Consider the following 17,511-nt stretch of genomic DNA (forward strand, 5'->3'; position numbering starts at 1 on the left):
CCGAGCGGGCGGAGACCTTGCGCGAGATCTACGAGGAGCCGGTGACGTTCGCCCGCAAGGGGGACGAAACGGAACTCTACGGTCCCGTCGGCCTGTTCGAAGCGGTGATGGCGTTCGGCCGCAAGGGGCTCCAGCTCCAGCGCTACAAGGGCCTGGGCGAGATGACCGCGCAGCAGCTCTGGGAGACGACCCTCGACCGCGACGTGCGCTCGCTGCTTCAGGTGAAGGTCAAGGATTCGACCGATGCCGACGATCTGTTCGTCAAGCTGATGGGCGACGTGGTCGAGCCCCGCCGCGAGTTCATCCAGGAGAACGCGCTGAGCGTGGCGAATCTCGACGTCTGATCGGCGAAGGTGTAATTTCTCAGTAAAGTTTGACCCTATGGAAGGGTAACTTGACCGGATTTACTGAGAAGTTCGACCCTCGCGGCTCTGGGGGAAAGTGATTAGGCTGCCTTTCAAAGCGAATAGGCTGACCTATGAAAGCGATTAAGTGTTCTTCCCGGGCATCCTGGTGCGTTCAACAGGCAGCTGGCGTTCGAGACCGAGGGCGAAAAGAGCGCGCGCCATCCGTGGCGCTCGTTATAGCACGGGACAGGCGCAAGTGCCTACTTCCGACGTGAAAGCCAACGCCAGCTTGAGATCTCACCTGGTTCGGGAGATCCACGGACAGTCGGCTGTCTTTGCTTAAAGGTAATCTGGTGCTTACGCGTAGGGAAAATAGCAAAGCTTGGTGAATAACGGCGCGGCCGCGGCATCCCCCCGGATGCACCGCGCCCCGCCAACTACGCCCACCGGGAGGCACGTCGGCCGGAAATCGGCCTCTCGGCTTCACCCGTCGCCGAGCATTTCTCAACGAGCCAGGCTCGCTCTTGAACGGCGGGTCGCGCCCGTCCGTCGGATCGTTGATGATCCCGAAGTCCTCGCCAGGTTCATAGAACACTCGACCGCAATCGAGGTCAGGTGCGAATGGCCCGCCTTCGGTCAGGAAGTACGCATCACCGTCGTGTCTGACGTAGAGGGGGACTCATCCCTCCGCTCCGTCACCATAAATACGCCCCTGCGGTTCCCGTGGCCGTTTCAGGCGTAGAAGCTGCTCGTGTCCACCTTCAGCCGTAGGATGACCGGCCCCGCGGGGGAGAGGCTGCCCTCGAACCGTCCTGGAAAGGTCTCCGATACCGTAAGGCCGTCCGCGCCGTTCCCGTAATTCAGGGTGCAATGGACGTTGATCGGGCCCTCGAAGCTGCCGGCACGCACCTTGATCTCGTCGGCGAAGACCTCGACGGAGTCGACGTGCGTGTGCGCCGACAGCGCGCCCAGGTCCCCCCAGGCTTCGGTCCCGGTCAGGTCGATCTCTCGCACGGCCGTTGCGACGGCCTGGAGGACAGCCGCATCCGTGCTTGCTGCGTCAGGGCCCGGCATGCAACCTCCTCAGAACACGGCGGCGCCAATGCCGAGACGCTGCCGATACTGCCAGCTCAGCGAGAGACATACGCCCTCAAGGCTAGCCCAGATATGGGCCGCATCGATGCCGAGGCTGAAGAGCTTGCGCTGGAAGCGCGACCGGACCCCTCGCGGTATGACGAAGCTGTTTTCAGCCAGTCCGCTCGGCATCCAGGGTTCGCTGGGCCTGGGATGGACGGAGAACAACCCGCGCTGGCTCGCGATCCTCGGGGCCGTCGTGGTCGGGAGCAGGAACCCCACGCGGTCGATCTCGAACGGGCCCGGTCCGCCCTCCGGATTTATGACGAGCGTGTCGTCCACCGGATAGGCGTAGATCACGGCATCGGCGTCCAAGGGGTCGCTGGAGACCGCGAAGAAGCACGCGACGAGTGGGTTGGTCGTCCAGTCCAGGAGGCGCGTCGGCAGCCCGAAATGCTGCCCCAGGGCCAACCAGTCCCAATCGGTCGCCCCCGGCAGCGAGACGTGCAACCGTGCCTCGCGCTTGAAGGCGCGGAACAGGTGCTCCTCGAACAGCGGGTCGTGGTTCGGCGTGCGGCCCGCGCTCGGCACACATAGGAATTCGCGGGACGCGCAGCCCCGAAAGACCCAGCGCGAGTGCATGCGCCGGTCCAGGAAGTCCTGGAAGGATTGCCAGGTCTCCTGCGCCGACTTGAGACGCTCCACGGTGTCCGCGGCCGAAGCTGGGCCACGCGGCTGGACCGGCTCCGCCGAGACGCCACGGAGCGGTTTGGGAGGGGGTCGGGTCGGAGGTCTCATCGACGATGTCCGGTCGGGTCAGCGCATTCCGGCCAGGTGCGCGCGGTACAGGGCGGTCGTGAAGTCGCGGGCGATCTCGCACGACATGCCCGCGTGCACCGCGAGGTCCGTCGCAGCCACCGCTTCCGCCAGGACGACCACCGGAACCCCGACGGCCCGGGCGTGCCCGATGACGGCGCTCGTTCCCGGGTCGCCGCCATCCGCAAGCGCGAGGACAGCCGTGCAGGCCCTCAGTCCGGCGAGCGCGGGACCGGCGCTCGCGGCAAGCCGCTCGCCGTACTCATGGAACGGCGAGAACACCTCGCTCCCGAGATCAAGAAGCCACCACCGTGCCTGGTCGAGGAGCCAACGTTGAGGCAGCGTCGCCGCCGGTCCCGAAAGAAAGACCCGCCCCCCATGCGCCGTGTCCGGCTGCGGCACGAGAGCGCTCAAGGCATGCGGCGCCGGGAGAGGCAGGCGATGACCGTCGTTGAAATGGGCGACGCTGCGCGATGCCAGGTCGGCGGCCTCGACGGGGTCGAGCCGGCGCTCGCCCCAGTAGTGCGCGAAGGCGGCGCAGAACACGTCGCCGGAGCCGATCTTGAACCACGTGTCCGATATGTAGGCCGGAACCAGCCGCGGCTTCGTGTCACCGACATAGACGCTGGCGCCGCCGATGGCGTGGCGGGCGACAACGACCGAGGCGCCCTCATCGGCCATGATGCGTGTCGCCACATCCATCGCCTCCTGCGACGAATCCGCCGCAGCGAGCATGTAGTCCCTCACCACGTATGCCAGCTCGCCCGCCCGCGACCCTGACGCCGAGAAGGCCGCCTCGGGACTGTCCGACTGCGGGTCGTGGACGGCCCGGCCGGCCACGACCGTGGCCGGCCCCTCCAGCATCCCGAAGCTCAGCACGACCTCCCCGGAGACCGTGATGCGGGGCAGACCGGCCGACGCCTTGGGCACGGGCTCCTTGCTCAGGGGATGGTAGTACTCGAAGACGAGTTCCTTCTCGATCTCGACCACTTCGGCACGGACGCCGAACGACGCCATGGTCGCGCGTACGTCCGCCGCCCAACCCGAGTAGGCGTAGGTGTGCAGCACGGAGCCGGGCGCGAGCCCGCTCACGGCCACGGCGGCCCGGCCACCGGAACCGTAAATCCGGTCCCATTCCGGGTAAGCGCAGACCTCCCGGTAACTGCCGCCCACGATGATCATGGGTCGGTCCTCGACACCGTCACCACGCACCGCGTCGACGAGACCTCCTCGACATGGGCGACGAAGGGCACCTCCCGCGCGAGGCAGTCGAGAAGCCGCGTCAGACCCGGGAACGCGGCGAGGGCGCCCACCACGGCGCCCTCGCCGTTCCGGCAGATCGCGCCGACCGCGGCCCCCTCGTGGACAAGCTCGATCCGCAGGTCGTCGCCCTCGCGTACCCGGTCCGCCGCCTCACGACGCACCCCTATCAGGTCGACGGTGAGGTGGAGGTCGCAACCGTCGCCGGACTGCTGCAATCGCCGCGGAGCCCGCCCTCGCCGGCCCGGGGGTCCTCCCGACATGACTCAACCTCCCGTCGCCGCGGACGCCCGGGCCGCGGTGCCGGCGCGGGCCCGGCCGCCATCGATGCGCGCCAGCGTTTCCTGGTGCTTCTCGCAGCCACGGCACCGACCGCAGGCGTATTCCATGACATGGCAGGAGAAGGTGGCACCCAGGAGTGAACGGGGGATCCCCGACCGCCTGACAAGCTCCAGGGCCGAAAGGTGGCGCGCGGGGGCCATGACCCGGACGCCTCCCTCCTGCAGGTGCATCAGCCGGTCGACGGTCCGCAGGAAGGGAGCGCGACCGTCGGCATGAACATCCGTCCTGATCGCCCCGAGCAGGATCTCGGTCAGTCCCTCGGCCACGAACCGCATGCCGGCGAGCGTCACCAGCATCTGGTTGCGGTAAGGCCACCACTCGGGCGCGCGCGCCAGATCCGAGGCCGCGCGCCCCGCGAGCGGGCCAAGGCCAAGGGCCGACAGGTCGACCCGCGCGATCTCGTGGCGAAGTCCCAGCTCGCGCGCGACCGAGTCCGCCGCGGCGATCTCGCCCTTGGCCGGCCTCTGTCCGTAATCGACCGTGAGGCAGACGTCCGGCCTCTGCCAGGCGGCGATGGCCGCCGAGTCGAGGCCGCCCGAGAGCAGGAGCGCCCTCATTCCATGGCGGCCCAGGCCGCCTGGTAGAGCGCGGATGTGAGGTCGCGAGCGACCCGGCAGCCGGTGCCGACGAGCATCGTCAGGTTCGGGTCGTCGAGGCGCTCGGCAAGGACGACGACGGGCTTGCCGCGGGCGCGCGCGTACCCGACCTCGAACAGGGTGCCCGGATCGGCGCCGTCGAGCAGCGCGAGCAGCGCGGCGCAGCGGTCCAGGCCTTCGAGATCGGCAGCCGCGGTTTCCTGGGCCGGACGGCCCGTACCGACCTCGTGCAAGGGGGAGAACACCGGCGCGCCCAGTGCCTGGAGCCGTTCGAGCGCCTCCTCGACGAGCCAACGCTGCGCGAGATCGAAGAAGGGTCCCGCCAGGTAGATCAGGCCCGGACGCCGGCCAGCGGGCAGGGCAGACTGGGACGCGAGCTCGGCGGCGGGGGGCAGGGGCAGCGCGTGGTAGTCGACGAAGTGCGCGACGCTGCGTGAGGCCAGGTCCGCGGCGTCGACGGCGTCCAGCCCGCGCTCGCCCCAATGGTGCGCGAAGGCCGCGCTGAACACGTCGCCCGACCCGATCTTGAACACGCGCTCCGAGCGGTATGCCGGGATGTCGGCCGGCATGCCCCCGACCCGGAACACGCGCGCGCCCTCGCACCCGCGCTTGACGACGACGATCTCGGCGTCGTGCGCGGCGAGAAGCGCGGTGCCCACGTCGTCGCCCGCCGCGCCGGTCGCGGCCTCTGCCTCGCCCTGGTTCAGCACGACGGCGAGCCGCTCGGCCCGGGAGCCATTAGCGCGGAAGGGGCTCGCCGCATGGCCGGTCTGCGGATCGTGGACGGCGCGCCGCGCGGAGACGACGGCGTCGCCTTCCACGAAGCCGAACCGAAGCACCACGTCGCCGGACACGGTCAGGACAGGTTGCGCAGCGGGTACGGCCGGTTCGAGCAACGCGGGCGAGAGGGGATGGAAGTAGGAGAACGAGATTCTCTCGTCGATGGGTTGGACGGTCGCGCCCACACCGAACGCGTGCATCGAGCTCCGGACGTCCGAGACCCACCCCCGGTGGGCATAGGTATGGAGTTCGGTTCCGGGCGAGAGCCGGCCGACCGATGCGGCGGCCCGCCCTCCGGACCCGAAGAGGCGCCTCCAACGCGGGACGGCACAAACTTCCAGGTAGCAGCCGCCGGCGACGATCAACGCGTCACCCGCTCGACCAAGACGCGACAGCGGGTGCGATCGACCTCGATGACGCGGGCCTCGTACAGATGTCCGGCGCGCAGGCAGCCGAGGAGTTGGTCCAAGCCCTCCATGCCCGCGAGCGAGCCGACGATGTCGGCCGCGGGCCGCGTGCGGCACACGGCCGTCTCGAAGGGATCCTCCCGGTGCAAGGTCACGTCGAGGACGTCCCGCTCGCGGACCGTCACCACCGCAGGGGCCCGCACCCCCGTCAGGTCGGTGTCGTAGCGCAGGTTGCAAGGGTCCGCGCCCCCACCGAGCCCTGCCCCACCGCCCTGGCCCTCCCGCCCCGAAGGCGACACGGGTGACGACGTACCCGGCCCCAGACGCGGGCCCCTGCGTGTGCTGGACTTGCTACCGCCTGACATCGCGATCCCTGGGCGCGAACCTAGACGACAGTGGCCTCTTTTCCCGGCCGCCGTCAAACAGGGCCCCGGCCGATATTCCTCATCGCCCGCCACATCACCGCGTCGAGCAGGGACGGCCTGGCGCCGAGCGCCCCGCAGAACTCCAGGAAGCGCCGCTCCAGCGCCTCGTAGTCGCGCGGCACCCGCATCGACCGGTCGAAGAGGCCGATCAGGAGACCGGCCCGGATGATGTGGATATCCAGGATCGCAACCTCGTCGCTGCCCAGCCAGTTGCGCGTGATCCAGGATGCGGTCTTCGGCCCGATGCCCGGAATCCGCATGAGGTGGCGCCGGAATGCCAAGGCGTCGTCGGTCGGCGGCGGGTCATCCTCGATCATCCCCAACGCGACCGCGAGCCGGCGGGCCCGCTGGTGCGGGAACCGGTAGCGGACCGGGCGGCCGCCGAGCAGGACCGGCTGCAGCAGGAGAGCTTCGAGATCCCCCTCGGCCGGGCGGCGTCCCGGCACGAACACGCCGGCCTCCATCAACCGGTCGTGAACCGCATGGTTGACCTCAGCCGTGATGCCGTAGCCGCCGAGCAGGCAAAACCCGACCTCCTCCTGCAGGGACCCGTCGCGGTTGACGAACCCGTCGGACTGCTCGCTGGCGCGGCTGACCATGTCCGCCCAGAACGCGGCACTCGGCACCCACTCGGGCCGCCCCCAGCGCACCCCGGGCACGATCTCGGCATCTGGATCAGGCGGCGAACGCCGTGCAGCCGTCGGGCCGCCGTCCGCTTCGAGCAGCATAGTCGTGATTCCCCTTGACGCCGTCCCCGAATATTCATTTTCATTCAAAGCATGAGGGGACGCAAGATCGGATCAGGCGGCGAGCGCGCCGCCATCGCGGCGGCGCTGGAACGAGCCCGGCGCGAGGACGGCCTGAGCCAGGAGGCGCTCGCCCGCACGCTGGGCTCCAGCCAGGCCAACATTTCCAAGCTCTTGCGCGGTCAGCAGAGGCCCCGCCCGGAGCTAGAGGCGTCGATACGGTCCTATCTCGCCGCGCGGCCCGCGGGCGTCGCCCACCCGTCGGAAGCGTGGACGCGGCGTCTCCTCGCGGCCTGTGAACGCTCGCCGGCCTTCCGCGACGTGATCGACGCGGCGCTGCTGCTTGTGAATGAAAATGAATACTCTGACCGAGCTTGACGGCGATCCAGGGCTTTTGGCGTTCACGACGGACCACGCTCCAGGGTCGTCCGGTGCGGTCAACGGCCGATTGCGGGCGGCCGTGCCTGGTCTGCAGCCGGGCGGCGAGCGCCGACGTGTCGGCCTCCGGCGCGGCTCCGAGCACGCGGCGTTACGCACCTATGCCGCCCCGGGAAAGCGGCGCCGGCCCGGCTGCTGAACCGGCTTCGGGCCAGTGCGAGAGGAACGCCGCCAGAGCTTCGGCGCAGAGCCGTGCAGGCCGCGTTTCGGCGTCGGTCCCCGGCCCTCCGGTCCACCGGGGCTCGCGGCCGGCACGAAGCCATACCCGGCCCACACGCGGCCGACGACGTCCGCACGAACGGTCGCTTGCCGGGCCCGACCGCCGTCACGCCGGCGACGGAAGTGCGCCGGCCACGCGGACGGTGCGGGCACTCAGTCCCGGCCCAGGAAGTCCGCGGGAACGACAATCAACCGGTCTGTCGAGGGCATGAGCTGCGCGTCCTGCGTCGGCCGTGCCGAACGGGCCCGAAGCAAGGTCGAGGGCATGACCTGCGCATCGCGCGTCGGACGCGTGCTCCAGACGGTGCCATGCGCCACCGCGGCCACGGCGAAGGTCGCGACCGAGCAGGCGAGCGTGCGCGGCACGGCCAACCTGCACGCGCTCGCCGCAGCCGTTTCCGCGGCCGGCAACAGCGCGCGTCCGATCGGCGCGACCGCCTCCGTCGACGAGACCACGCAGCGCAAGGAGACCACGCGCTCGAAACTCAGGCGTGCTCTCTCCATCGCGCCGCGCTCATACGGCCCATCTTCGTTCTGGCGGTGGGTTCGCACGTCATCCCTGGCCGACCCGGAGGAGCCCGCCGGGAACAACCCCGGAAGCGTCCGTCAGGCTCCCTGCAGCGTCCGAGCCCACGGCCTTGATCGAGTTGGACCCACGAGCGCGGCGACAGGCCCGCGCCCTTCTTCCTCGTCGCGGCGTCGTACCCCGTCGGCCGGTCCTCTCCGAGGACGTTCCGGTCCGGGAAACGCGCCGCCACACGGCCATGCTCGCACGCGGCCACCATGCCTTGCGGCCCGCCGCGCGCTGCCATGGGGCGATTGACGCTTAACCTCGGTCCGGTGACCAGGGGTGGCGGCGTCCACCTCAGCGCAAGGCCGGTTCCATGGATAGGGCCCGGCAACTCGCGAGGCGCATCAGCCTCGAACGCGGGAGCACGCGGGCCGGATCAGGATGATCCGGGACACCTCAACCGCCCCGGCGCCGGCCACGGAACATGGGAACGGTCGGGGCAGCCATGCCGGTTCGCCCGGTCCCGCTCGCCCCGCCCGGGCGCCTCACCACCCGCACCCGGGTGCCGCGCGGCGGCCGTGGCTCCCAGGCCGTCGGGCAGCGGGCGCAGGCCTGCGAGGATGCGTGACAGGCGTGATGCGAGGTCCCCATCGAGGCAGCCCGCGTGCCCCTTGGCCATCCTGCGGAGATACCTCTCCAAGCCGGGCCCGACGGCCTGCCGATGTTCGAGGAGGATCCGTAACGCGCGGGCCACGACCCCGTGCGGGTTCGGGTTCTCCTCCAGGTTGGTGTCGACGATGGCGTCGCGCAGCCAGGCGGTGAAACGCGGTCCGTGGTGAACCCGGCGGGAGCCGCACAGGTAAAGCACGGCGTCGCAGTCGAAGAAGGTGGTGTGCACCAGGTCGGTCAGGTGGGCGGCCTGCACGTGCCCGGACTGGACCGCCCAGGTGGAGGGTAGGGCCCAGACGTCGTACGAGTGGCGGCGCCCGGCGATGCGGTAGCCGCCGAAGCGGTTCCGAACGGCCGCGCCGTCCCGCATCAGCTCCGCCAAGCGCTCCGGCGGCGCGTGCACGACCAGGTCCACGTCCGATGCGAAGGCCGCAGCCCCGCCCCGGGCGATATCCCGGGCCATGCCGCCGAAGATCGCAACCTCGCCCACCTGCCCGAGATGGCCGATCAGATCCGCGATCTCGGGGCCCCCGCGAGCCTCGTCCGCCAGGAACGCCTGCATCCGCCGGCACAGCTCAGCGCCGTCGCGGACGGGGGAGCCAAGGTCAGCCATGGTGCCGCCTCAGGTCGTCGCGCAGGGACACCGCGAACGTGTCGGTCATACCCGAGATCATGTCGGTGACGAGCTGCAGTTCGCGGTAGCGCATCGGCATCGCGTTCCCGGGCGACTCGGCCACGCGCCGGTAGTTCTCCGAGATCCGGGAATACACGTAGGCCGGCAACGCCTCGCGGTCGGAGCGCAGGTCGTCCGGATCCTTGCGCTCGATGATGGCCTTCCAGAACATGTCCATGAGCTCGTGAACGGTCCGGTGCCCGTCGAGCTCGACTTCGAGGACGCTGCGGTGGCGGTAGACGTGAAACTTGGCGAAGCGCTTCAACGAGGTCCACAGCACGACCGCCTCGGAGGCCGCCATCAGCTCCCTGTCGAACGCGCCGGCCATGATGGCATCCCGGTTCGCCACGAACGCCCCAACCGCGGCCCGCACCATCTTCCCGATGGCGTCCACGCGGAACATCTGCATCGAGATGTCGTCGAGTTCCCCGGGCGACAATCCCGCGTCCCGGAACTCGGCGTGGCTGCGCTCGGCCCGCTCGCAGACGTCGAGCGTCAACTCGTCGTCGCACGCGTCGTGACGCAGCCAAGCCATGAGCACGTTGAAGTTGATCAGCTTCTTCTTGGCCGCGTCCTCGACGTCCACCACCGAGTAGGCGATGTCGTCGCAAGCCTCCATCACGAAGGTCAGGGGATGGCGGACGCCCTCCCGCAAGCCGGTCTCGGCCCAGACCTCGGCGGCGATCTCGGCCTCCGACTGGAAGAAGTTGAACTTCTTCCTTGCCTGGGAGGTCTTGTCGACCGCGTCCGACGGCACGGGATACTTCATCAGGGCCGCCAGGAAGGCATAGGTCATGTTCAGGCCGAAGTCGTCGTTCAGGATCTGCAATCGCGTCAGCAGCCTGAACGCCTGCGCGTTGCCCTCGAATTTCAGGAAATCACGGCGCATCGGCTCGCTCAGGTCCGGCGCGTCGAAGATGTCGAACGAGGCCGGGTCATCCTTGCGCGGCACGGAGTGCCGCTTCACCCAGGTTTGGATCGCGGTCTCGCCCTGATGTCCGAACGGCGGATTGCCGAGGTCGTGGGCGAGCCCGATGGCCTCCAGGAGGGCGGGCACGTTGCGCAGGGGCTCGACCTCCCCGGGGAAACCCAGCGCCCCGCCGTGCACGAAGGCGAGGGTGGTTCCCATGCTCCGCGCCATGTTCGCCACCTCGTGGCTGTGGGTTAGCCGGGTGCGGACGCTGTCGTTGCGTTCCAACGGGAAGACCTGCGTCTTGTCCTGGAGGCGCCGCACCGGGGTCGAGAACAGGATACGGTCGTGGTCACGTTCGTGCTCGGTCCGGTCCTCGCCCAGCCGCGCCGTGTAGGCTCTGCCTGCGGCCTTTCCCTTGCGCCGCTGCGCGTTGAGGAGGCGTCTCCAGTCGAGTTGATCGGCCATCCTTCGATCCCGTTGCGGCGAGGACGCCCGGTCCATCGCCCACCCACAACACCGTGCGCCCCGGTCTACGTTCCGGCCCTCCGACGCGTCACGCCAGGATCCTGCGGTTGTCCACGGATTCCGTTCGGTACGGTGCCGCTCGCGCCAGCAAGACACTAGGGCAGGCGCTCCAAGATTGGAACATAGAGAGAACGAAATCGGTGTTGGCCGGCCCATCCGGAGGTCCCTGCCTCGCCCCGTCCCCACCGAACCCGGAGGGGCGGCTCATGCCGGAGATCTGCCCGACCGGCGTGTCCTGCTCAAAGCCCTGGGCCGTCCCGTACCGGAGGCGGCGCGCGGTCGCGCGTCGCTTGCATCGCCACCTGTGGCCCGCCGGCTGTCACTCCCGGTGCGCGGACACAGCGGCCCCCGCCCCGGCGGCACATGGTTGGCGGGCCGGGCGAGGGGGCACGAGCGGGCCGGGCGATCCGCCGTGGCTCTCATGCTGGTCCCGGGCGTTCCTGTGCCTCGGGATCCGGGCCTCCCGCGCCCGGCGCCGTCACAGCTACGGCGACCGCAGCACCGACGATGGCGCCTCCCAGGGCCGCCGCCGCCAATGCCGCAGGTGCCGGCGGCCGACCCTTAACCGCCTCAGCCAGGATGGACTTCGCCTGGGCCTCGCTCTCACGCACGGCGAGCATCAGCTTGGGACCGAACTTGAGGACCGATCCGGCACCCTCGTGGTGGATGGCGGGGCTCGGCGGCTCGACCTCGCGGACCCGTTCGGCGCTGACCATCATCTCGATGGCGCCCTCGGGAGGGGTCAGCCGAGCCATGGCGGCCCCGGCTGCGGCGAACTTCGCGGCCAGGGACGCCACCGTTTCCACGGAATAGATCCGGTCACCCGTGATGCGGAGCATCACCGCATCCTTGAACTCGTGGTCAAAGGCCTGCCGCATCCAGAGCAGCTCGTCCGGAGCGATAGACTCGACATCGCCACCCGGCATCCTGACGATCACCATGTCAGCTCCCCCTGGCATCTAAGCTCGACAACACCCTAACATCTTCCCCGCCGTGAACGACGGGGATTTTCGGGAACCGCGAGGTCCCCTCCAGTCGACAGCGCGCTTGGCTCCCGCGGCTCCTCGCATCCACGACGCCGCACGCGGCGCAGGTCTGGCTCGTGAACCGAGCCGGAACGGTCGCGACCTGACCGCCTCTCTCCTCAATCTTGTAGCTCAGGATCGTCGCGAACTGATGCCAGCGCGCGTTCAGGATGGCGCCGTTCAGCCCTGCCTTCTGCCGGACGTTGCGGCCCGGCTCCTCGGCCGACGCCGAAGCGGCGGGCGACGCCCAGGGCCTCGCGATGGTGGAAGTCGCGCCGGATGCGGGCCTGCCGCGCCTGCAGGCGCGCGACGCGAACTTGGGCCCGGCGGCGTCGGTTCGAGCCGCGCTTGCGACGCGAGACGACCTTCTGCGCCTTCCACTTCCGCGCCTCGATCCGCCCCAGGCTCTCGGGCAGCGTCGTTCGCTGGCCGGTCGAGAGCGCGAGCGTGGTGGTGGCACCACGCCGCTCAGGGCAGGGGGCCGGTTCCCGGGTCGGGCACGGCCGACCGCGTCATGAAGAACCGCTCCTTTCCCTCCGCCCACGCGAAGCCGACGCGCGCCAGTTCGGCAACCGGTGGGCCACCGTCGTCCGCGGCGAACCTCAGGGTCACCCCCAACGCGTCTGCGGCCTCGACGAGCCAGTCCGCGAATTCTTCCGGAAGCCGGCCACCGGCGCGGCAGGCGATCACGAGCTGGTCCTCCGCATAGGCATCGAGCACGAAGCCGTCGCCACCGTCCCGTTGCAGGATGTGGCGCATCAGGCGGAAGGAGGCGGTGTCGAGTTCCGGCGGAACATGAGCGTCGAGACACGCGTCCACCTCGGCCCAGGTGGGCTGGTCGACCCGGTGGCCCGGTCCGACGAGATCCTCCGCCCTGTGCCGCATCGAGCCGACCTGAAGGTCGAAGCAGGTGGCGACCGCAAACCGGACCCCGTGCCGCGTCAGGACCGCCCGAGCCCGCCCGCACAGGTCGCCGCTGCGGTCGACGGCGATCTCCGTGACCTCCAGCCCGGGATGGCGCCGCAGCACGGTTTCCAGCGCCGCTCCGAAGCCGCCCCAGATATCGCCCTGCAGCCCGTCGAGCAGGCGACGGCGCCAGGGTGGCCCCGCCAAGCCCCGCTTCCTCGGACCGCCGACCGGGGGTGACCGCAGGACCGGCGCGGCTCGGGCGAACGCGGCGCTCCGGACCGCTCCGAGCTCCGCCTCGAAGACGGCGTCCGCCAGGCGCAGCACGAGGGGCGCGAGCGCCTTCCTCGCCGCTTTGCGGAACTCATGGGCGGCCGACCGCACCTGACGGGCACGCGTGTCGTCGCGTGCGCCCGAATTGTACCCGACCGCTCGCGAGCGGCCCGCACCCTGGGCGAAGGTCCGGGCTTCGAGGGCCTCGACCGCGCGCATCAGGATCGGGAGCGCTTCCAGGAAGCGGACGGCGCCGTCGAGGTGCTCCCGCGCCGTGGTGTGCTCCGGGACCTCGCCCGCGATCTGTCTCACCGCCGCGAGGAGGCCGGAGACGTCCCGTGGGTCCCGCAGTTGCGGCAGGGCGGAGGAGGCGGCGCGATGGAGTGGGTTGCGCGTCCTCGCGAGCGGCACGACGACCCCGTCGAGCCACGTTTGCCTGAGGTGCTTGCGCAACCCGACGTCCAGGCCGTGCAGCTTGGACCGCAGGATGCCTCCCGCTCGGCTGGCGGTGAGAAGGTTGTCCAGCAACACGTTCAGGATCATGCCCGATTCGGGCGGACAAACCGCGACGACGGCCCGCATCGCCCGCCGGATTTCCCCTTCCGGGACGGAGGGCATGCCGGCGGCAGAAGCGTCGGGCGCGTTCGAGGCATACGGGACGTGGCCGGAAGGAGACATGCGAGCACCGGAGGGTTGGGACGGAGCCGCGCCGCCGGGGATCGGGCACCCCAGCGGGGCCCGCCGGGACCGCCGCTTGCGAGTGGCGCCGGCCCGAATCGACAGAGTGCTGCTCCGCCCGGGAGCACGCGTTGATCGTCCGGGCGGTCGTGAAAGGGACAAGCTGCGACCCGCCACCCCGATCTTCGGCCAGGAGTCCGCGAGGGGAGAGGCGCGTGCCAAGCCAGACCTGGCCCGGGCAGCCACAGGATTGCGCAGCTCTCAGGCCCAGCCCCAGTCCGGCGAAGCTCGGGGAGGGCGGTGACGTGGACCGGGAGTCGACCGGGGTCTGAACCCTCCGCGTGTCTCACAGCCGCCCGGAACCCGCGACCTGTATCAGGGCTCTGCTTGGGGGGGAGCCCACGGTCGAGCATGGCGCGGCGCCCGGCGGGTTCGTCGGCCAGCTGGCCCTCCGAAGCACGCACCGGTCGGCCACCGGCCCGCGCCTCCTCCTTGTCGGGCGAGCGGAAGCCGGCGGGTCCTTCCGGGCCCGCGGCGTAAGCGAGGAGGGTACCTGGGCCGGAGGCTGGGTGGCGGATTGCGCGGGCCGGCTCGCGCCGACTTGGTCGGAGGGGCCCGAGCCGCGACCGATGTTGACCGGACCCGTACCCCGCCTGGCGGAGGTGTCATGGCTCGGCGAAGGCGCCCAGGTCACGGACCGTGACCCGTGCCCGGGCCGCCCAAGGCGGGCACGTGCATCTCGACGAGCAGACGAGGCGCCGGGCGTTTCGCATCATCGACCGGCCGGGGGCTGGGACGGGCCCGGCGGGGCCGCGGTCGCGCCGGTGGCGGGCGGTGCATGGCTGCCACGAGGAGGGCGACGCTCGTGCACGCCTTCTCACGGCCCTGGTTTCCTCGACATTGACGCCTTCAGGCAGCTCGCCGGTTGCGTCATGCGAGCGGCCTGCCCCCGACGGCTGGCGCCCCGAGGCGAGGGCATGCCGCGGCCCCGTATCCGGGGGCCGCGGAGCAGGGACACCGGCCCCTGAATCGGGGGCGCTTGGCTCTCCGGGTCGGACGCTCGGGCCCGACGAGCGCCGGCGGGTCCAGGGCCCTGCCGGGCCTAGCGGCGGCCGGCCGCCATCCGGCCAACCAGGTTCCGGCCGGCCTTGCCCCGCAACGTCCAGGCGTGGGCCCGTGACGCTCCCGGCGGGACGGCGGGCGGCGCGGTCCGCACCGCGTCCACGTCACGACCGCGCGGGGACGCGTAGCAGGCGGCGATCCAGGCATGCACCGCGCCGACGAGCGCCGCCATGGTGACGGCGCTTCGCCCTTGACCGTCGCGACAGGACCCGGACCGGCCCAACAGGGCGTTGAGGTGCGCTTGTCCCGGCAGTGCACGTGCGGGCCGGTGCAGGACCTGGATCCCCATCCGCCACGCGGCCTCGTGGAAGCCCGTGTCATGGTACCCGACGGCGTGGTCCACCACGATGACTTCCGGCACGCCCAGGCACGGCCAGACGGCACCGAGCCCGCCTGCCGTGCCCGAGCCGTCACCGAACAGCCCGAGGACATCGACCGGCCGGCGCCGCGCCGCGTCGAGGGCCGCGGCGACGACCAGGCCCGTGCTCTCGTCGCGGGCCAGCGTCATGTGGACGACATCGAGGCCGAGGTCCGCGACGCGAACGGCGAGGGCTGCCTGGCTGATGCCTACGCACGCCAGCGCACGCGGGGAGGGGGCGCTCACGGGCACGCACCGGCCGTGCGCGTCCGGCGGCACCTGGCGGCACGATGCTGCCCGGGCGGCATCGTCGAGGGAGGGGGAGGAGGTGGTCGTTTCCTGGTCACGGATCTTCATCGGGGAACTCCGGCATGACGGCCGCAAGGGCGGCCCGTCGCTGGACAAGGGGGCTCCCCCGGCCGGAGCCGAGGGAGGGGAGCGCACCGCGGTGCGGACGCTCAGCGGTCGGCGTCGTCGGCGTCGGAGGGGCCCCGCCCGTCGAAGTCGGCGGCCCGGCGGCCCAGGGCACGCGCGACGTCGCCGTCCCACCGGTCGAAGTCGGGGTCGAGGAAGGCGGCGGTGACGGGGTCGTCGTCGGCGCCGGTGAGGCCACCGAAATCCAGGTCGTCCATGGGTCTTGTCCTCTCGCAGGCGAAGGGACCGGGCCCGCATGCCGTGAGGGCGGCGGGTCCTCGGCGATGGTCGCCAACGGGATCCAGGACGGGCGCAACGAGACGCTTGCGCAGGCGCGCAGGTGCGGCTAGGGTACGACTGTCGATCCGCGGGGCCTGGCAGCCTCCCGGAGGAACCCGTTGGCCTTGGCTGGCCGATCCCGAACCCTAGGGTGCGGGATGCCTGACACTCGCGGCAGCTGCGACACTGAGAGGCGAGTTCAGGGTAAAGCGCGCGGCCCATGGGCCGCGCGTTTCTTTTTGCCCGTCCGAGACCTGGGGTCCCGGGTCGGCCCGAACCAAGGGCGGGCCGCGAGCGCGCCCCTGCCTGACCGGGCGGTCAGCCGCCGGAGCGTTCGGGCAACGGGTCCAGGCCTGCTTGAGGTGATCGGCCGCCACGCGCGCCTCCATCATCCACGGTGAATGGTACCATGTTCCGGCGAGTTTTTACACCCGCGGTGTAGGTTGCCTGGACGACTTTGCCGGGTTGGTTAAGGTTCAGGCACCCGCCGGCCCGGATGTCTCCGACCGCCGTCATCTTGCGCCTACTTCCGCCCGGGGCAGCGGGTACCATCGGCGAGCGAGCTCGTCGTGGCGGACCAGGCCGAGGCGCTTCAAACGCGTTTTCGCCTTCTCGGACGCGTCCTTGCTCATCTGGGCGTCTCGGACGGCATCGTTCAGCTCGGTTCCGGACAGGCCGGCCTCGCCGGCCCGCTCCAGCGCCTCCACGATGACCGTGGCCGCGCGACCGAGGACCACGGAGGACGCTCCCGCGCGCTCGGGCCTCCCTGGCGGGGGCGGGGATGCCGGCGCCGCGGGCAGGGGCATCGGGACGGTCTCGGTCTCCGCCTTTGCCAGAAGCTCCTCCATGCGCTCCTTCTGGAGGTAGAGGAGCGCCAGCCGCGACGCGGTGGCGCGCAGGGACCTGTTCTGCTCCTCGACGAGCTTCTCGATATCCTCCTCGATGCGCCTGACCGCGGAGCGAAGGTCGTTGAACATGTGAGCTCCCCTTGCCCGCAGCGCAGCAGCCCCGGACGAAGCTGCCGGCCAGGGCTTACATGGCCATGGCCATACCTACGGCACCTGGCGGCCGACGGCAAGCATTTCCGGCCATGGCCGCCCGGGGAACGCCGGTAAGGTTAAGAAAGCCTTTCGCCCTATGCTTGTGCCCCATCGGACTGTCCCGGCCGCGGCTCGCCGCGTTGCCCGGACGGATCCTGGGCCTGACACGGTCACGGTCTCCGGGGCAGGGCCGCCGAAGTCCAGGGCCAGGCGCCGGGGGCGGGGCTTCCGCGATGCCCTCCGCCGTTGGCGACACCTGGCGGAACGGGAGAAACGGCACCGGTTATTCCGGCATGGCCATTGCACGGGCCAGCCATGGCCATGCCGCGCCGATCCTCGTCTGACGCCAAGAGATCCTGCGGACCCGCACCGTCGGCTCAACCGCGAGGCTCGCCGGCGGGCCGGAGCCGTGCGGTCCCGGCGGCGGCTTCCGCAAGTCGCGCCTCGCGATGCCTACAAGCGAGGCCGGGTCCGGGGTGCGCCCCGGATCGCGCGATCCCATCGCCCCGGCCTGCGCGGCGTGCCGGCGACCTGCCCAGGGCCGGTGCAGCGGACAATCGCGCCGGGATGCCGACCTCGGAACGCCCCGTAGGCATGCCTTAACAATTCACGGTCATTCGTCATTTGAGGTTGATGCCCCCATCCGACGTTCTCCAGCGCCGCCCTCAGGCGGCG

19 protein-coding genes and 1 pseudogene are annotated in these 17,511 nt (G+C 70.7%); 2 read left to right on the forward strand and 18 right to left on the reverse strand.

All coding sequences use genetic code 11. The features are described from left to right. Positions 1–344, forward strand: a pseudogene (locus MFF42_RS08245) (DNA gyrase subunit B); the annotation flags it as partial. A 735-nt stretch (positions 345–1,079) separates the two neighbouring features. Here the strand turns inward: MFF42_RS08245 and MFF42_RS08250 are convergent. From MFF42_RS08250 to MFF42_RS08285, 8 genes are all read right to left on the reverse strand, one after another. Continuing rightward, complete coding sequence (locus tag MFF42_RS08250; RefSeq protein ID WP_012454400.1) at positions 1,080–1,421, reverse strand: pPIWI-associating nuclease domain-containing protein; 342 nt, start codon at positions 1,419–1,421, stop codon at positions 1,080–1,082. A gap of 9 nt (positions 1,422–1,430) precedes the next feature. Next, positions 1,431–2,126, reverse strand: a complete 696-nt coding sequence (locus MFF42_RS08255) for an FRG domain-containing protein (RefSeq protein WP_238255312.1) — start codon at positions 2,124–2,126, stop codon at positions 1,431–1,433. Between the two features lie 111 nt (positions 2,127–2,237). Then, positions 2,238–3,419 carry a hypothetical protein gene (locus MFF42_RS08260; protein WP_142583508.1) on the reverse strand — a complete coding sequence of 394 codons (1,182 nt, stop codon included), beginning with the start codon at positions 3,417–3,419 and terminating at the stop codon, positions 2,238–2,240. After that, entirely contained in the window at positions 3,416–3,760 is a 345-nt protein-coding gene (locus MFF42_RS08265) for a hypothetical protein (RefSeq protein ID WP_012454403.1), read from the reverse strand. Before MFF42_RS08265 ends, MFF42_RS08260 begins: the two co-directional genes overlap by 4 nt. 3 nt (positions 3,761–3,763) lie before the next feature. Next, a complete protein-coding gene (locus tag MFF42_RS08270) occupies positions 3,764–4,396 on the reverse strand; it encodes a 7-cyano-7-deazaguanine synthase (protein ID WP_012454404.1) in 633 nt (210 codons plus the stop codon). After that, entirely contained in the window at positions 4,393–5,415 is a 1,023-nt protein-coding gene (locus MFF42_RS08275) for a PfkB family carbohydrate kinase (RefSeq protein WP_238255313.1), read from the reverse strand. Before MFF42_RS08275 ends, MFF42_RS08270 begins: the two co-directional genes overlap by 4 nt. A gap of 161 nt (positions 5,416–5,576) precedes the next feature. Next, positions 5,577–5,921: a hypothetical protein gene (locus MFF42_RS08280; RefSeq protein ID WP_009866860.1), complete on the reverse strand. Its 345-nt coding sequence runs from the start codon at positions 5,919–5,921 to the stop codon at positions 5,577–5,579. A 119-nt stretch (positions 5,922–6,040) separates the two neighbouring features. After that, entirely contained in the window at positions 6,041–6,775 is a 735-nt protein-coding gene (locus tag MFF42_RS08285; RefSeq protein ID WP_009866859.1) for an 8-oxoguanine DNA glycosylase, read from the reverse strand. Between the two features lie 51 nt (positions 6,776–6,826). On the opposite strand from MFF42_RS08285, the gene MFF42_RS08290 reads away from it, so the two are divergent. Then, a complete protein-coding gene (locus MFF42_RS08290; RefSeq protein ID WP_009866858.1) occupies positions 6,827–7,171 on the forward strand; it encodes a helix-turn-helix domain-containing protein in 345 nt (114 codons plus the stop codon). Between the two features lie 432 nt (positions 7,172–7,603). Here the strand turns inward: MFF42_RS08290 and MFF42_RS08295 are convergent, their stop codons facing one another. The 10 genes from MFF42_RS08295 to MFF42_RS08330 form a co-directional block, all read right to left on the reverse strand. Beyond that, positions 7,604–7,954, reverse strand: a complete 351-nt coding sequence (locus MFF42_RS08295; RefSeq protein WP_041371358.1) for a hypothetical protein — start codon at positions 7,952–7,954, stop codon at positions 7,604–7,606. 443 nt (positions 7,955–8,397) lie between these two features. Continuing rightward, positions 8,398–9,243 (reverse strand): nucleotidyltransferase family protein, encoded by an 846-nt coding sequence (locus MFF42_RS08300; RefSeq protein WP_012454408.1) that lies wholly within the window; start codon positions 9,241–9,243, stop codon positions 8,398–8,400. After that, on the reverse strand, positions 9,236–10,681 hold the full coding sequence (gene dgt / locus MFF42_RS08305; protein WP_012454409.1) for a dGTP triphosphohydrolase: 1,446 nt from the start codon (positions 10,679–10,681) through the stop codon (positions 9,236–9,238). The genes MFF42_RS08300 and dgt overlap by 8 nt, the downstream gene beginning before the upstream one ends. Positions 10,682–11,160: 479 nt before the next feature. Then, a complete protein-coding gene (locus tag MFF42_RS08310) occupies positions 11,161–11,682 on the reverse strand; it encodes a hypothetical protein (RefSeq protein WP_012454410.1) in 522 nt (173 codons plus the stop codon). Position 11,683: 1 nt separating this feature from the next. Then, positions 11,684–11,950 (reverse strand): zinc ribbon domain-containing protein, encoded by a 267-nt coding sequence (locus MFF42_RS26540; RefSeq protein WP_353890196.1) that lies wholly within the window; start codon positions 11,948–11,950, stop codon positions 11,684–11,686. Beyond that, positions 11,886–12,182: a hypothetical protein gene (locus MFF42_RS26545; protein ID WP_353890197.1), complete on the reverse strand. Its 297-nt coding sequence runs from the start codon at positions 12,180–12,182 to the stop codon at positions 11,886–11,888. The genes MFF42_RS26540 and MFF42_RS26545 overlap by 65 nt, the downstream gene beginning before the upstream one ends. Before the next feature lie 52 nt (positions 12,183–12,234). After that, complete coding sequence (locus MFF42_RS08315) at positions 12,235–13,488, reverse strand: hypothetical protein (RefSeq protein WP_158022282.1); 1,254 nt, start codon at positions 13,486–13,488, stop codon at positions 12,235–12,237. Positions 13,489–14,725: 1,237 nt separating this feature from the next. Next, complete coding sequence (locus MFF42_RS08320) at positions 14,726–15,460, reverse strand: hypothetical protein (RefSeq protein ID WP_009866585.1); 735 nt, start codon at positions 15,458–15,460, stop codon at positions 14,726–14,728. 101 nt (positions 15,461–15,561) lie between these two features. Then, the gene (locus MFF42_RS08325) at positions 15,562–15,735 is read right to left on the reverse strand and encodes a hypothetical protein (protein WP_009866584.1); all 174 of its coding nucleotides are present in this window, start codon (positions 15,733–15,735) and stop codon (positions 15,562–15,564) included. Between the two features lie 573 nt (positions 15,736–16,308). Then, complete coding sequence (locus tag MFF42_RS08330) at positions 16,309–16,773, reverse strand: hypothetical protein (RefSeq protein WP_009866583.1); 465 nt, start codon at positions 16,771–16,773, stop codon at positions 16,309–16,311. Positions 16,774–17,511 lie beyond the last annotated feature (738 nt).

It is taken from the genome of Methylorubrum podarium, assembly GCF_022179745.1.
Lineage (GTDB): Bacteria > Pseudomonadota > Alphaproteobacteria > Rhizobiales > Beijerinckiaceae > Methylobacterium > Methylobacterium podarium.

What these genes read in the sequence shown, in the direction of transcription:
- MFF42_RS08295 (WP_041371358.1), bottom strand. Translation starts at nt 7,954, where the DNA reads ATGGAGAGAGCACGCCTGAGTTTCGAGCGCGTGGTCTCCTTGCGCTGC.
- MFF42_RS08300 (WP_012454408.1), bottom strand. Translation starts at nt 9,243, where the DNA reads ATGGCTGACCTTGGCTCCCCCGTCCGCGACGGCGCTGAGCTGTGCCGG.
- MFF42_RS08285 (WP_009866859.1), bottom strand. Translation starts at nt 6,775, where the DNA reads ATGCTGCTCGAAGCGGACGGCGGCCCGACGGCTGCACGGCGTTCGCCG.
- MFF42_RS08315 (WP_158022282.1), bottom strand. Translation starts at nt 13,488, where the DNA reads ATGATCCTGAACGTGTTGCTGGACAACCTTCTCACCGCCAGCCGAGCG.
- MFF42_RS08275 (WP_238255313.1), bottom strand. Translation starts at nt 5,415, where the DNA reads ATGCACGCGTTCGGTGTGGGCGCGACCGTCCAACCCATCGACGAGAGA.
- dgt (WP_012454409.1), bottom strand. Translation starts at nt 10,681, where the DNA reads ATGGCCGATCAACTCGACTGGAGACGCCTCCTCAACGCGCAGCGGCGC.
- MFF42_RS08270 (WP_012454404.1), bottom strand. Translation starts at nt 4,396, where the DNA reads ATGAGGGCGCTCCTGCTCTCGGGCGGCCTCGACTCGGCGGCCATCGCC.
- MFF42_RS08265 (WP_012454403.1), bottom strand. Translation starts at nt 3,760, where the DNA reads ATGTCGGGAGGACCCCCGGGCCGGCGAGGGCGGGCTCCGCGGCGATTG.
- MFF42_RS08320 (WP_009866585.1), bottom strand. Translation starts at nt 15,460, where the DNA reads ATGAAGATCCGTGACCAGGAAACGACCACCTCCTCCCCCTCCCTCGAC.
- MFF42_RS08325 (WP_009866584.1), bottom strand. Translation starts at nt 15,735, where the DNA reads ATGGACGACCTGGATTTCGGTGGCCTCACCGGCGCCGACGACGACCCC.
- MFF42_RS08290 (WP_009866858.1), top strand. Translation starts at nt 6,827, where the DNA reads ATGAGGGGACGCAAGATCGGATCAGGCGGCGAGCGCGCCGCCATCGCG.
- MFF42_RS08310 (WP_012454410.1), bottom strand. Translation starts at nt 11,682, where the DNA reads ATGGTGATCGTCAGGATGCCGGGTGGCGATGTCGAGTCTATCGCTCCG.
- MFF42_RS08260 (WP_142583508.1), bottom strand. Translation starts at nt 3,419, where the DNA reads ATGATCATCGTGGGCGGCAGTTACCGGGAGGTCTGCGCTTACCCGGAA.
- MFF42_RS08250 (WP_012454400.1), bottom strand. Translation starts at nt 1,421, where the DNA reads ATGCCGGGCCCTGACGCAGCAAGCACGGATGCGGCTGTCCTCCAGGCC.
- MFF42_RS08330 (WP_009866583.1), bottom strand. Translation starts at nt 16,773, where the DNA reads ATGTTCAACGACCTTCGCTCCGCGGTCAGGCGCATCGAGGAGGATATC.